The following is a 13,701-nucleotide window of genomic DNA, read 5'->3' on the forward strand; positions in this document are numbered from 1 at the left end:
GTGCACACACGTTCTTTTCGGCCATTTGTCTCGCTGCCATTGTCATCTTTTATATTTAATGAGTCCTGAACCTAAGCTCCGCCATCTCTCGCGCGGCCGCTTTTTGCGGAAACGCGGGAAGACAGGATGCGTTTCAGCCCCGCGCCCTTCGGCGCGGGGCTTTTGGTCACGGGGGAAATCTGCTAGCATCTTCTTCATCGGAAATGGGCAGCCGTGATTGCAGCGCAGGCAGAGGCATGAAAAAAGGGGCCTTTGCAGAGCAGACAGCAGGCGCGGCGGCCCGCATGCGGGGACTGTGATGGAGAAAAAACAGCATCGGCGTTTCGCAGGCTTCGACCTCGGGCGCAGAAGCGGCAGAACGACCCTTCTCGGGGAAGGGCTGGACGGCTGGCTTGCCTCCCACGGCATGCAGCCGCGCCATCACATGCTCACGGCGCTCTGGCAGAACTGGGACATCGTCATGGGCACGGAACTTGCGCCCCTTGCGCATCCTCTGGGGCACAGGGGCGATATTCTTCTCGTCGGCGGGGACGATTCCTGCGCCATGCAGGAGCTTTCCTATGCCGTGCCGGAAATTCTTGAGCGCGTGAACGCCTTCATGGATGAGGAATATTTCCGCAAGGTGGAGCTGCACCTTCTTCTGGGCAAGAATTCCCTGCGCAGGGTGGACATCACCCAGGCGCCGAGTCTTCCGCCCCCGCCGCGACCTCCGCGTCTCGGCAGGCTGAAGCTTCCCCCGGATTCGCCTCTTGCGGCCTGCTATGAGGCCTATGTGCGCTGTTTCGACGGTGATGAGGAAGAAAAATAAAGGCCCCTTTCAAAGGGGCCTTTGTTTTTGTCTGTGGGGCCGGGACTAGCCCAGGTGGAAATCTTCGCCGAGGTAGACCTCGCGGGCTCTGGCGTTGTTCACGATTTCCTCGGGCGTGCCGGAAAGGATGATGTTGCCCTGGAACATGAGGTAGGCCCTGTCGCAGATGGAGAGCGTCTCACGCACGTTGTGGTCGGAAATGAGCACGCCTATGCCGCGTTCCTTGAGGCCCCGGATGAGCACCTGAATGTCGCCCACGGCCAGGGGATCGATGCCTGCGAAGGGTTCGTCGAGCAGCACGAAGAGCGGGTCGCGGATAAGGCAGCGGGCAATTTCCAGGCGGCGGCGTTCGCCGCCGGAAAGATAGGAGGCATAGGATTTTTCCAGCCTCGTGAGGCCGAATTCCTCCATGAGCTGATCGGCGCGCTTTTTCTGCTCTGCGCGGGAAAGCCCGGTATGCTCAAGAATGATCTGCAGGTTCTGGCGCACCGTGAGGCGGCGGAACACCGAGCTTTCCTGCGGCAGGTAGGAAAGCCCCACGCGGGCGCGGCGGTACAGCGGCCATGAGCTTATCTCCTGCCCGTCCAGAAGCACCTTGCCCGCAGTCGGCTTGATGATGCCGGTGATCATGTAGAACGACGTGGTCTTGCCTGCGCCGTTGGGGCCGAGGAGGCCGACGATTTCACCCTGCTGCATGGACACGGAAACTTCGTGGACGACTTCCTTCTGACCGTAGCGCTTGCACAGGTGCTGGGCGGAAAGCGTGGAACTCATTACTTTCCCTTCTTGTCGTTGGAGGAGAACACGGCATGGACGCGCTGCTTGGGGCTGCCTTCCACAACGCTCCTGTTTTCATTGACATAATAGCGGATCACGTTGCCCTTGATGGAGTTGTCGCCGTCGTGCAGTATGGGGTTGCCCTCCAGCACGAGAAGGCTTTTTGCCGAATAGTAGGTGGCTTTCTGGGCGGAACCGGTCTGCGTGCCGTTCTGGAAGCGCACGTTCTTTTCCGCCACGATGCGGTCAAGGTCGCTCCCCTCCATGGAAGGCGCAGCGGAAGTTTTTTCTTTGGCGGCGTCGTTGGTGGATTTGAGGTACAGGGTGAGCAGCTCCGACCACATCCTGAATTCGCCGCGCACGGCCTCCACGCGGCCCTGGAAGACCACGGTGTTCTTGTCGGCGTTGTAGACCATGTTGTCGGCGGTCACGTCCACGGGAAGGTTGTCGTCCGCACCGGGCAGGGGGGCTGCCATGGCGCAGGTCGCACAGAGCACGACGATGAGAAGGGCAAGAACTATCTTTTTCATGACCGGCTTTCCTTTTGCGCATCGTTCTGCGCGTTCTCGGGTAAGGTGTCGGCGTCGGCTGCGCCGCCTGAAGTGTCGGTATCGGACGGCGTCCAGCGCATGCGCACGCCCTGATCGCCCGTCAGAATATTGGTGTTGAGATCCCATACCAGGCGGGTGGCCGTACCGGAAAGGGTGGGGCCGTCCAGTGCCGCGCCGTCGGGAAAGGTGAGTGTCCGGCTGGTGTTGAGAAAGACGGCAAGATCACCCGTGAGCACGTTTTCCTCATAGGTGGCGTGTACCTTGCCGGACATGGAAACCTTCTGGTTGCCGTCTTCCACGCGGCCCACGTCCGAGGTGGCCCGGATGACGCGCGCTTCTCCGCCCCCGGCGTTCTCCAGCATGTAGTGAATGTCGGGGTCCCGCACGGTAATGGCGCCGGAGTCCTGGTTCAGCGTGGCCCAGTCCGCCTTGAGGTCGAAGCTCTTGCGGCCTTCATTGCCCTGCGAGAGCATGATGCCGCGCACGGCGAGATCCACCGTGTTCTTCACTTCTTCCGGCGGGTCGGAAAGCAGCTTGTTCAGGTCGGCCGAACGGACGACGTTTTCCAGCGCTTCCAGCGCCTGGCGCGTCTTCCAGCTCTGCCAGCCGTACCAGCTGCCCCATACGGCCGCGCCCAGCACGACAAGGGCGAGGGTTCTTCGCAGGGAATCGTTCATACTTTCGCCGGTCCTGTCGCGGCGGTCCACAGATCCGCGGGATTTTTTCCGTCCATGCGGGCGGCGAGCAGAAATTCCACGGCCTCGCGCACCGCGCCTTCCCCGCCTCTGGCGGCGGTGATGTAGAGCGCTTCCTTCTTTACCTGTCTTACGGCGTTGGCCACGGCCATGGGCATGCCTACGGAGCGCATGGGGTCAAGGTCGATCCAGTCGTCGCCGAGGTAGGCCATTTCCTCCGGGGCGAGGCCGTATTTTCTGCGTATGGCTTCCAGCTTGGGCAGTTTGGATTCAAAGCCCGCGTAGTAGTCCTTCACGCCGAGCTGCGACATTCTGGCCAGCACGCACGGGTCGTTCCTGCCCGTGATGATGCCGACGCCGATGCCTGCAAGCAGCGCGGTTTTGATGCCGATCCCGTCCTGGGAGTTGAAGCATTTCATGGGATGGCCGTTTTCCTGAAAATACAGCTTGCCGTCGGTGCACACGCCGTCGACGTCAAGAACCAGAAAACGGACTTTTGCAGCGGCCTGAAACACGCCCTCATGGGCGGGAGTACCGGGAATATCGGGATATATGTCAGTGGAGAAGGGCATATTGTTCTCACTTGCCGGGCATGGTCTCGGGAAAGGGCGGAAAGGCTCCTCCCGCACAGGAAAATAGCCTGAATTTTCCGTTCCGTCAAAAATGAAGAAAGGCCGTTTCCGGCCGGGAAAGGGCTTTTCATCGTGCGGGAAGAACAGGCGGAGCCGTCTTTCTCATGCGTCATCTTCGGGGCGCATGGCCGGGGACGCTTGCCAGAATATGGCATATTTTTTATTCTTTCCCGGAATGCAGTCGGGCGGCCATGTCCGCCGGGCCTCTGACACGGTTTTTCTGAAGGAAACAGATATGATCCACTGCGCCATTTGCTTTCATGATTCCGGCACGATGTATAAAACGGTGTATTGCGCGCTGCTTTCCTGCTTTGAACATGCGTCGGAACAAGTTCATGTGCATGCGCTCATCGACGATTCCGTCAGGCCGTACAAGCATTTTCTGGAAGAGCTGTGCGCCTCCTTTCATAACAGGATCACCTTTTATGAACAGGTGAACGTGCCGCGGGACATTGTGAACATGTTCCCCGGGCAGACCGTGGGCATGTACACCGAGGCCAGTCTGTTCCGCATGTGCCTGCATGAAGAGCTCCCCGAAGAGGTGGAAAAGGTCGTCTACTTCGACTGCGACATCATTTTTGAACGCGACGTTGCCGATCTGTGGAACATGGAGCTGGGAAGCGCCTGGATGATCGCCGCCCATGATCCGGAAAGGGTGTGGTCGTCGCGCAAGAAGAAGTATTATCTCGGCGCGCTGGGCATAGAGGAGAGCCGCTATTTCAACAGCGGCGTGCTTCTCATGAATCTGAAGGCGCTGCGCGAAGCCTCCCGGGAGGAAAACGTGTTCTGGCGGGCCTACCGTCAGGGCGCGCAGAAGTTCGCCGCGCTGCCTTTCACCGTGTTCGATCAGGACCTTCTCAATTATCTTCTTGCCGGTGACAGGGAAAAGCTGAAGCTCGTCGATGCATCGTTCAACTATGAGCTGTGCCTGTTCGACCGGCGTTTTCTGCGGCTGAAGGAAATGGAGGGAAAGATTCTGCACTTTCCGTCCCTGAAGCCGTGGCAGAAGTTTTTCCCGGCCCAGCTGGCCTACTGGAAATATTTCATCAAGACGCCCTGGCGCGACGAGACCATGCCCATGATCGAAGAGCGCATCTTCGACGAGAAGGACAGAATATGGCCCGTGCTCCTCTGGATATGGCGCAGGCATGAGTCGCTGCGCTGGCTTGCCCGCCTGCGCGGAGCACGGTAGTCAGGTGGAAGGGCCGGGAAGGGCCTTCCCTGCGGATTCATGCCGTGCGGCGTTTCTGAAGCCTGTTTCTTCACCAGAGAACAGGGTTGAGCCTCAAAAAAAAGCCTCCGGTTCGACCGGAGGCTTTTTTATACGCTTTTCATGCCGGGAGCCGTTCCCGGGAGAAGAAATTACAGATCGAGGATGACCTTGCAGGCCACGGCCACCTGATAGAGGATTTCGGAAACTTCCTTGACGGCCTGCATGTTCTTGGAATCCACACGGGGCAGGACAAGGATCTGGTCGCCGGGGAGCACCTTCTTGGCCTTGGGCGTGACTTCCCCGTCGGGATGCACCACAAGGAGATTGGTGGTATCGGCGCGGTTGCTGAAGCCGCCCGCGCTCTTGATGTAGTCTTCCATGTCGCGGTCTTCGTTCCACACCACGGCCTGGGGCATGATGACTTCGCCGCTGATCATGACCACATCGGTTTTTTCGGGAATGACGATGACGTCGCCGTTTTCCAGCGCGATGTCGGCGATTTTGCCGCCGCTGCCCACCACCACGATGCCTTCAGGTTCCACCTTGCGGGCACGGTCGATGAAGCTGGAGAGCATTTCCGCTTCCTTGGCGCGGATCTGCGCTTCGTCGTTGCTGGAGGAGGTGGCGGTATAGGCGTTGTGCTCCAGGCGGTTCAGGGCGTCTTCAATGGCTTTTTTCTGCTGCTTGGCCGTGCTGATGCGCTTGATGTAGAGGCCGGAGAGGTTGGCCCTGTCCGGATCCACGGAAATGTAGCTCAGCACTTCCTGCAGACGGGCGTTGCGCCGCACGGGGAAACGCGAGGAACCGAGAATGGCCCCCTGGGCCTCCACCATGATGGTGTTGCCCGCAGTATCGGCCAGAAAGCGCACCTGATCGTCGTTGGCAAGGCGCAGCCTGTTGAAATCCTTGATGGAAAGGTACTGGTTGTAGGGCACGCCGTCTCTGAAGCCGGAAATGCTCACATGGGAGGCGCGGGAATTGGGATCGGCCAGACGCACCAGCGCTTCGCCGGTCATTTTTCCCTTTTCAAATTCAAAGCGGGCGGCGTTGCGGACTTCCCCGCTGGCCGAGACCGTGGGGCCTTTTTCCCCTACCACCACGGTGTCGCCGTCCTGAAAGCGTATGGAAGGAATCTGCCCGTACAGGATGAAGGGGTAGAGATCCGCCGTGGCAATGGGCTGCTGATTTCTGAGCACGCGGATGTCGCGGTAGCTGCCGCGCCGGGAATCAATGCCGCCCGCCTTGTCGAGGAAGGCAAGGACGTTGTCCGAGGCCATGCCTGCATAGCTTCCGGGATGATTCACAAAGCCGGTGACGAACACGGAGATGTTCTGCGTGTCCAGAGGGCGGGCATAGACCTGCACGTCGGTGATGCCGGAAACGTTCAGCTTGCTGATGATGGACTGCTGAAGCTGCGCGGCATCGTTGCGGGGCAGACCGGCAAGGGGAATGCTGCCGATTTCCGGCAGATCCAGCGTGCCGTTTTGCGACACCGTGAACACGTCGTCAAGGGTGCGGCCGCCCCAGAGGCGCACAAGGATGCGGTCGCCGCTCTGTATGGTGGAAACGGAACTGCCGGAGGAAAAGTTGCCCTGGAACAGGTTGCTGCCGAAGGGAAGACCTTCCTGGCTGGAAGAGGTCGAGGAGGAAACGGCCGTGGCCGTGGCCGTAGCGGTGGCCGTGGCCGTACTGGTGGATTCGGCAGCCGCCGCCGGAGCGGAGAACGAAAGAATCAGGATAAGAAAAAGAGCAAAGACGCGCACAACAGAACTCCTGCCCGAAGGCTGGAAGAAAAAACGGGAAAAAGACCCGGAAACGTCGTCAGGGCTGCGGGATCAGTCCAGTCCGCGTCCCCAGACGCGGGGCATGAGCTCCCAGTTTTCACCCTGACGGCAGAGAATGACGATTTCCGCTTCATGGGGAGGCCTGCTCACCACGGCCCGGCGGCAGTCGCGCCCGGTGGCGGAGGTGAAGGAACCTTCCACCATGACATCCACAAGGCCGCCGAAGGCCGGATCGTCGATGGAGGCCTGAGCGCCGGTATTGTTCATGGAAATAAACTGCGCCACAGGGGAAAGCGGCGTTTCCGGCGCAGGTTCTTCGGGAGCGGGGGTGCTGCCGAAGGGGTTGCCGAGGCAGCCGCCCAGAAGCAGACAGAGGGCGACGGTAAAGGCGGGAATGATACGCATGGGAATACCCTTATGAAAAATTCCGCGGAAATTCGCAGAAAGAATATATGTCCGCAGGGCTTGCCCTGTCCAGAGGGAGGGCAGGCCCCGGCACGGCATGGAATGCATCCGCAGGGAAGGAGAGGCGCTTTCTGCGGTGCCGGACATGCTGCGGATGCTCAATAGCACAAGGCCCGGGAGGTGAAAACTGTTTTGAACAATATTTTATTTTGTATAAATTCAACAGGATAATGAAATATTTTCACATGCCTTTCATGCTTTTCACCGCAAAAGGCCGAGGCGGGGAAGAAGAGAGTCCTTCTTCCCCGCCTCGCAGATGGCTCATGCCTGATCGAGTCGGTACCAGTTCCAGGCATCGCGGATGATTTCCTCGGCGCCTGAGTGGTCGGGTTTCCAGCCGAGCACTTCCAGAGCGCGGGAGGCGTCGGCCACAAGGCAGGGCGGATCGCCGGCGCGGCGCGGTCCCATGGTATGGGGCAGAGTACGACCGGTGACGTTTTCTATGGCATGCAGAATCTGCTTGACGGAAAGCCCTTCGCCCGTGCCGAGATTCAGGGCGATGCCCTCTCCGTCACCGCCGCGGGCCAGGCGTTCCACGGCTCTGATATGGGCCGAGGCCAGATCGCTCACATGGATGTAATCGCGGATGCACGTTCCGTCCGGCGTGGGGTAGTCGTCGCCCATGATGTGGAAGTCGCGTATCTTTCCGTCCAGCGCCATGAGGGCGCGGGGAATGAGGTGGGTTTCGGGCGTGTGGCGTTCGCCGGTTTCCCCTTCCGGGTCGCATCCTGCGGCGTTGAAGTAGCGCAGTGCCGTCCAGGAAAGGCCGCAGGCCCGGGCGAAGTCGGCCAGCATGCGTTCCATGAAGAGCTTGGTTTCCCCGTAGGGATTGATGGGATCGGCCGGACATTCCTCCGTGATGGGCATCTTTTCGGGGATGCCGTACACCGCGGCGGAACTGGATACCACGATGTTGCGCACGCCGGTGTCGCGCATGGCTTCAAGCAGGTTCAGCGTGCCGCCTATGTTGTTGCGGATGTATTTTCCCGGATTCTGAACGGATTCCCCCACCTGCGAGAAGGCGGCGAAATGAACGATGCCGTCGGGGCGTACGCTTTTCAGGCAGGAGCGGAGACGTTCACCGTCCAGAATGTCGCCTTCAAAGAAGGGCCCCCATTTCACGAGGTCGCGGTGCCCGGTGGAAAGATTGTCGTATACGGTAACGCTGTGCCCCGCATGGGCCAGCGCCTTGCTGGTGCAGCTGCCGATATAGCCGGCGCCGCCGATGACGAGAATGTTCATGACGGACTCCAGAAAAAATGACCGCGGTCATAACGCCGACGGTGTCGTGATGAAACAGCATACCCGGAGGGCAGCGTAAAGAAAAGCGTAAAATATCGGGGAGGGACGGGGCCGGAGAGCTGTTTCCACGGAAGATGCGGAGGGGAGGCGGCAGCAGGTCTTTTCCTGCGGCCGGAACGGACGGCGCGGCAATGCACGCCGGTTGTCGGGCGTCAGAAGGCGTCCGACAGCCGGGAGCATGCTGTCAGCCGGAAAATCTGCGGGGGTATGCGCGGCCTCAGCGGGAGCGCACGGCCTCTTCCATGAGGCGGGCGCTGCGGAGCGCGCCTCCCAGCCGGGGGGTGAGCCATTCCTGAAAGGCGTTCCGTATGTTTGTTCTGTCGCGGGTGGAGGCCGCCTGCCGTATCATGATGTTGATGACCTCACGGGGGGTATGGGCCACGCGCAGAAGTCCGGCTTCCTCAAGAGAGGGCATGGAAGGATCGCCCGTGCCCATGGCCCAGAGGAAATTGTGCGCTGAAGGACCGATGCAGGGAATGCGTCCCGCCGAAAGGGATTCAAGGAAGTTCTGTCCTCCCTGTCCGAAGCTGCCGCCCACGAAAACGGCCCTTGCCGCGGCGTAGAGATCGGGCAGGTCGCCGAAATGATCCCATATCAGCACATGCCTGCGCGGCAGCGTCCGCCCCGGAGCAAGTTCCGAGACCAGAACGGGCATGAGGGCGAGATCTTCCAGCACGCTTTTCCATGTGGCCACGCGGTGCAGGTGCCTCGGCACGATGATCACGGCCGCGTTGGGGACGGCCTTGTACAGGTCGGCAAGCTGGCCGGGAATGCGTGTTTCTTCGCACTGACGGACCGATGCGAACAGAAAGACCGGTCCGCTGACGTTGAAGGGAAGACTGCCTGCGGTAAGAGGGGTGGAGAGGCCTTTTGCCGCAAGATCGAATTTGATGTTGGGCATGATGTCCGTGGGGCAGGGGAAGATGCCGGAGAACATCTGCCTGTCGTAGCGGGAAATGGCATGGATGGCGACGGGCGCAATATCCGTCATGAGGGAGGGAAAGATTTTGCCGAAGTGCACGGTGGAGCTGTTGATGCGGCCGTTGAACATATGGACGGGAATGTTCTTTTCCCGGCAGGCGGCCATCAGGCCCGGCCACAGCTCCGTTTCCAGCAGCGCCACCATGCGGGGCGAGGCCAGAGCCACGGCCCTTCTCACGATGTCGGGCTGGTCGAAGGGGGCAAAACGTACGGCGAGGGTAAGAAGAGGGTGACTTTCGCGGAGGGAGGGAAGCGCCTGTTCCAGCACGTCCCGCCCCTGCCGGGTCCATGTAGTTACCAGCACGCGCAGGGGCGTATCGGCGCTGAAGTTCCGGCAGACAGCCACGGCGAGGCGGGCTTCTCCGCCGGAGGCGGCCTGCATCCAGATATCCGCGGCGTGCCCGTCGACGACGGGCAGATCATTCTTCAGCCAGTCGTCGGGTACCATGCGCTCCTGCCAGCCGTCGGTCAGGCGGGAACTGCGTTTCAGAAAGGGGCGCGCCAGCCTCCAGAGCGCACCGTATGCACGGAAGAAGGGACGTTGGAAAAGAGATGATGCCATAATACCCCCTCGTCCTCTTATGCTATAGATGTCGGAGGGATGCAAGCTTCCCGGGGAAGAGAAGTCCGTGGAGCCGGAATTCTGCCGGCAGGGCATGGCGAGAAAGTCCGTCGTTTTTATGGTGGAGGACGGGGCGATGCCGGAAGACGGGCATGTTTTTAGGAGCGGGGAGAGCAACGGCCCGGGCATGAAAAAAGGGCGGGCCTTCCGGCCCGCCCCATGTTCAGGTGTTATGCGGGAAATCAGAACTTCTCTTCGTCGCCGCGCTTGCGCAGAGCGGTGTGACCGCCGGCGGAGTTCACGGTTTCAATACCCATTTCGCGCAGCTTGAGCTGAGCTTCGTAGGCACGGGTGCCGGTATTGCACACGAGGGCCACGGGACGGTCGGTGGGGATTTCCTTGCTGGCGCGGGCGTTGAATTCTTCCAGCGGCAGGGAGAGGTACTGGCCGGGGTGGCGTTCTTCAATGGGCTTGCCGGCCTTGGCGGGACGGATGTCCACGAAGAGGTAGTTGTTCTCGTCGCGCTTTTCCCACAGATCCATGAATTCATCGGGAGTGATGGCATGGTGGTAGCCGCTCACCACGTTGTCGGCCACGTTGCCGGCAGCATTGATCACGTCCATGGCGGAGGCGAAGGGCGGCGCGTAGCACACTTCGAGGTTGGAGAGATCGTTCAGCGTGGGACGGGAGACCTGAAGCATGGCGGCCACGGCGTCGGTACGGGCCTTCACGGCGGAACCGTCGGTGCTCATGCCCTGGATGCCCAGCACGCGGCGGGTCTGCTTGTCCACCACCACGTTGATGCTGGTGTTGGTGTGGCCGGGATAGAAGTGGGCCTTGTCGGAACCTTCCATGCTCACTTCAATGGCGTCGAAACCGGCGGTGCGGGCCTGATGCAGGGTGAGACCGGCGCCGGAGGCATACATCTTGTTGAGCTTCACGCACCAGGAGCCGACCACGCCTTCAAAGGTGGCCTGGCCGCCGGCGAGGTTGGTGCCGATGACGCGGCCCTGCCTGTTGGCCATGGAGCCGAGGGGCAGGTAGGAGAGATCGCCGGAAATGAGGTTGCGGACCACGACCACGTCGCCGCCGGCATAGATGTCGGGGTCGGAGGTCTGCATGTGGGTGTTCACCAGAATGCCGCCGCGGGGATGGCAGGCGATGCCGGCATCCGCAGCGATCTTGGAGTTGGGGGTCACGCCGATGGAGAAGATGACTTCATCCGCGTCGATGGTGCGCTTGTTGGTCACCACCTGGCAGACGGCGCCGTCCTTGCCCTTGAGTTCCTTCACGCCTTCGCTGGTGAGCACGGTGATGCCCATTTCTTCCAGGTCGTGCCTGGCGATCTGGCCGAAGTTGTAGCAGAGCTGGGCGGGCAGGACATGGTCGAGCATTTCAATGACGGTGACCTTGATGCCCCACATGTCGGCCAGAGCCACGGCCATTTCCAGACCGATGAAGCCGGCGCCGATGATGACGGCATGGTTGATCCTGCGGGCGGCGCACTGTTCCTGAATGGCCTTGGCGGCTTCAAGGCAGGTGACGGAGGTGACGTTCTTCAGATCCGCACCGGGGATGGGAGGAATGCGGGGGCTGCTGCCCGTGGCGATGACCAGCTTGTCGTAGGGCATGTCGCTCTTTTCGCCGGTCTGGGTGTTCTCGACGGTGACGGTTTTTTCCTTGCGGTTGATGGAAAGGGCACGCGTGTGGCAGATGGCGTTGACGCCCTTGAGTTCCTTGAAGAAGGCTTCGTCGCGCACAACGCCGGCATTGGTGGTGCGCAGACCGTTCATCTGGGGCACGTCGCCGCCCACGAAGTAGGGGATGCCGCAGCCGCCGTAGGAAATGTAGGTGCCCTGGTCAATCATGGTGATGTTGCTTTCGGGCATGAGGCGTTTGGCGCGGGCCGCAGCCTTGGGGCCGAGGGCGACGCCGCCGATGATGAGAATATTGGGAGCCATGTGGAAAACCTCCAGAGAATAAAGGTTCGTTTCGCAGCAAAAAAACTATCGCCCGAGACTTTATCAGCAAATTGTCGGAAAAGGCAAGATAATTACCCCCACCCACGGGCTCTTCACAAATTCTTTTCCCTTGTCCGGCAGGGGAAAAGCATGGATAAGCCATGTAATTTCAATGAAATATACATTATTTTCCCGTGGAAGAATCTCCTTGTTAAATGTTGCCGGCGCAAGGTCCCCCCCGAAAGAGCATGCCCTGCCCGCGGCAGAAGGGTGCAGGCCTGCCGGAAAAGACGACCATGCGCTCAACAGCCTGTTCCTTTTGGAAAAAGGCAAGTTCTTTTTTTATCAAAGAGAAAAAAGGGACGCAATGCCGTTCTGCAGCGCCGCCTGGGAGCCGATGCGGGGCGGCTCTTCACAAACGGGCGGTTTCTTTTTACGGGGAAAGAATAAAAAATGTATAAAATAAATAAGTTACAGTATTTTCCCATGCCATGCGCCAAGCAGAGGACAGTATGCGGATCTGCATAGGCGGCACGGAGCGGATTTTTATAAAAATAAAGAAAAACAATATAATAAGGTAAAGTACGGAGTCCTGCCTTTGCCGGTATGCATATTATGCAGATATGCATAGGTTTTTACATAAAACATAAAAATCACAATATACTGTAACTATATAATATCATGCATCTTTTATGCGTAGTTCGCAACCTGCCCGGAAAAGGGGAAAACGTGCCCCAAAAGGGGCTGTTTTTTTAAAAATATATGTTGTTTCAGTGAAATATGTATATTTTCCCCGGAAAAATCCATCCTGGCACGCTTCTTGCTTTATAAGAAGGTATCTCGCGGAAAAATTCCGTGTTTCCTGAAATTGATCCAAAAAGCTCAAAATGACGGACAGGAAAAACAGCCGGGAGGTCCGGCTCAATCGTGTAACCGAGAAGGAGAAGCCATGAAACTTTTTCGCACGTTGCTTTGCGGTGTCGCCGTTGCCGGCATGATGGGCGTCTGCACTCCGGCCGAGGCCGCCCGTCCCCTTACCCTGCGCCTTGGTCATCCCATGGCTCCGGGCAACAACGTCACCGTGGGCTATGAGAAATTTGCGGAACTGGTGAAGGCAAAATCCGGCGGCAAGATCAGGATTCAGATTTTTCCCAACTGTCAGCTTGGTTCCGATCGTGTGACCACGGAAGCCGCGCAGGCCGGAACACTGGATCTTTCTTCCAGCTCCACGCCCAATCTTGCCAGTTTTTCCAAGGATTACATGGCCATCGACCTGCCCTATGTGACATCTTCCAAGTACCAGCAGAACCTTTACAAGGCTCTTGATGAGGGAGAACTCGGCAAGGCGCTGGACAGGGTGGCGGAAAAGTGCGGCCTGAAGACCATCATGTTCAGCGAATACGGCTACCGGAACTTCGTGAGCGCGGGCAAGCCGCTCGATTCCGTGAAGAGTCTCATGAACCTGAAGGTCCGTACCACCGATTCTCCCGTGGAAGTGGCTGTGGCCACGGAACTGGGCATGAATCCCGCCCCTGTGGCCTGGGGGGAAACCTACACTGCTCTCCAGCAGGGCACCGTGGATGCCGAGGGCAACACCTTCTCCCTGCTCAATGATGCCAAGCATACGGAAATTCTGAAGTATGCCATGAATTCCGAGCACAACTACTCCATGCACATCCTGCTCATGAACAAGGCCCGCTGGGACGGCCTGACCCCCGAACAGCAGAAGATCATCATGGAAGCCGCGCACGAAGCCACCGTGTGGCAGAGGGCGGAGACCATGAAGCTGGAAGAAGCCGCCTGGCAGGCCTTCCGCGACAAGGGCATCAAGATTCACATGCTCACCGACGAGCAGAAGGCCGAGCTTTACAAGCTCACCCAGCCCGTGCGTGATCAGTTCGCCAAGGAAATCGACCCCGATCTGTTGAAGCTCATTGCCGACACCCAGAAATAATATCCGCCTGCGGGCG

The 13,701-nt window shown here is 59.4% G+C and carries 13 protein-coding genes; 4 read left to right on the forward strand and 9 right to left on the reverse strand.

The annotated features are described in order from the left end of the window. Nucleotides 1-298: 298 nt before the first annotated feature. Nucleotides 299-808, forward strand: coding sequence for a DUF721 domain-containing protein (locus Q0K07_RS03970; RefSeq protein WP_294556744.1), 510 nt, complete (start codon nucleotides 299-301; stop codon nucleotides 806-808). 45 nt (nucleotides 809-853) lie between these two features. On the opposite strand, the gene lptB is transcribed toward Q0K07_RS03970, so the two are convergent. The 4 genes from lptB to Q0K07_RS03990 are packed head-to-tail and all read right to left on the reverse strand — an operon-like array spanning nucleotide 854 to nucleotide 3,403. After that, entirely contained in the window at nucleotides 854-1,582 is a 729-nt protein-coding gene (gene lptB, locus Q0K07_RS03975; RefSeq protein ID WP_294556746.1) for an LPS export ABC transporter ATP-binding protein, read from the reverse strand. Then, entirely contained in the window at nucleotides 1,582-2,115 is a 534-nt protein-coding gene (gene lptA / locus Q0K07_RS03980; RefSeq protein WP_294556749.1) for a lipopolysaccharide transport periplasmic protein LptA, read from the reverse strand. The genes lptB and lptA overlap by 1 nt, the downstream gene beginning before the upstream one ends. Further along, entirely contained in the window at nucleotides 2,112-2,813 is a 702-nt protein-coding gene (gene lptC / locus Q0K07_RS03985; protein ID WP_294556751.1) for an LPS export ABC transporter periplasmic protein LptC, read from the reverse strand. Before lptC ends, lptA begins: the two co-directional genes overlap by 4 nt. Next, the gene (locus Q0K07_RS03990) at nucleotides 2,810-3,403 is read right to left on the reverse strand and encodes an HAD family hydrolase (protein ID WP_294556754.1); all 594 of its coding nucleotides are present in this window, start codon (nucleotides 3,401-3,403) and stop codon (nucleotides 2,810-2,812) included. The genes lptC and Q0K07_RS03990 overlap by 4 nt, the downstream gene beginning before the upstream one ends. A 295-nt stretch (nucleotides 3,404-3,698) precedes the next feature. Here Q0K07_RS03990 and Q0K07_RS03995 point away from each other — a divergent pair, with 295 nt between their 5' ends. After that, nucleotides 3,699-4,655, forward strand: a complete 957-nt coding sequence (locus tag Q0K07_RS03995; protein WP_294556757.1) for a glycosyltransferase — start codon at nucleotides 3,699-3,701, stop codon at nucleotides 4,653-4,655. Nucleotides 4,656-4,825: 170 nt separating this feature from the next. Here the strand turns inward: Q0K07_RS03995 and Q0K07_RS04000 are convergent, their stop codons facing one another. The 5 genes from Q0K07_RS04000 to Q0K07_RS04020 form a co-directional block, all read right to left on the reverse strand. Further along, nucleotides 4,826-6,439, reverse strand: coding sequence for a polysaccharide biosynthesis/export family protein (locus Q0K07_RS04000; RefSeq protein ID WP_294556759.1), 1,614 nt, complete (start codon nucleotides 6,437-6,439; stop codon nucleotides 4,826-4,828). A 72-nt stretch (nucleotides 6,440-6,511) separates the two neighbouring features. Continuing rightward, nucleotides 6,512-6,865 (reverse strand): DVU3141 family protein, encoded by a 354-nt coding sequence (locus tag Q0K07_RS04005; protein ID WP_294556762.1) that lies wholly within the window; start codon nucleotides 6,863-6,865, stop codon nucleotides 6,512-6,514. Nucleotides 6,866-7,186: 321 nt separating this feature from the next. Then, entirely contained in the window at nucleotides 7,187-8,167 is a 981-nt protein-coding gene (galE, locus tag Q0K07_RS04010; RefSeq protein ID WP_294556765.1) for a UDP-glucose 4-epimerase GalE, read from the reverse strand. Nucleotides 8,168-8,444: 277 nt separating this feature from the next. Beyond that, complete coding sequence (locus Q0K07_RS04015; protein WP_294556767.1) at nucleotides 8,445-9,770, reverse strand: glycosyltransferase N-terminal domain-containing protein; 1,326 nt, start codon at nucleotides 9,768-9,770, stop codon at nucleotides 8,445-8,447. A gap of 242 nt (nucleotides 9,771-10,012) precedes the next feature. Then, nucleotides 10,013-11,731: an FAD-dependent oxidoreductase gene (locus Q0K07_RS04020; protein ID WP_294556769.1), complete on the reverse strand. Its 1,719-nt coding sequence runs from the start codon at nucleotides 11,729-11,731 to the stop codon at nucleotides 10,013-10,015. A 172-nt stretch (nucleotides 11,732-11,903) separates the two neighbouring features. Here Q0K07_RS04020 and Q0K07_RS04025 point away from each other — a divergent pair, with 172 nt between their 5' ends. Then, nucleotides 11,904-12,197: a hypothetical protein gene (locus Q0K07_RS04025; protein WP_294556771.1), complete on the forward strand. Its 294-nt coding sequence runs from the start codon at nucleotides 11,904-11,906 to the stop codon at nucleotides 12,195-12,197. Between the two features lie 528 nt (nucleotides 12,198-12,725). Next, on the forward strand, nucleotides 12,726-13,685 hold the full coding sequence (locus Q0K07_RS04030; protein WP_294556871.1) for a TRAP transporter substrate-binding protein: 960 nt from the start codon (nucleotides 12,726-12,728) through the stop codon (nucleotides 13,683-13,685). Nucleotides 13,686-13,701: the final 16 nt, after the last annotated feature.

Origin of the sequence: uncultured Mailhella sp. (genome assembly GCF_944324615.1) — a bacterium.
In the GTDB taxonomy this organism is placed as follows: Bacteria; Desulfobacterota; Desulfovibrionia; order Desulfovibrionales; family Desulfovibrionaceae; genus Mailhella.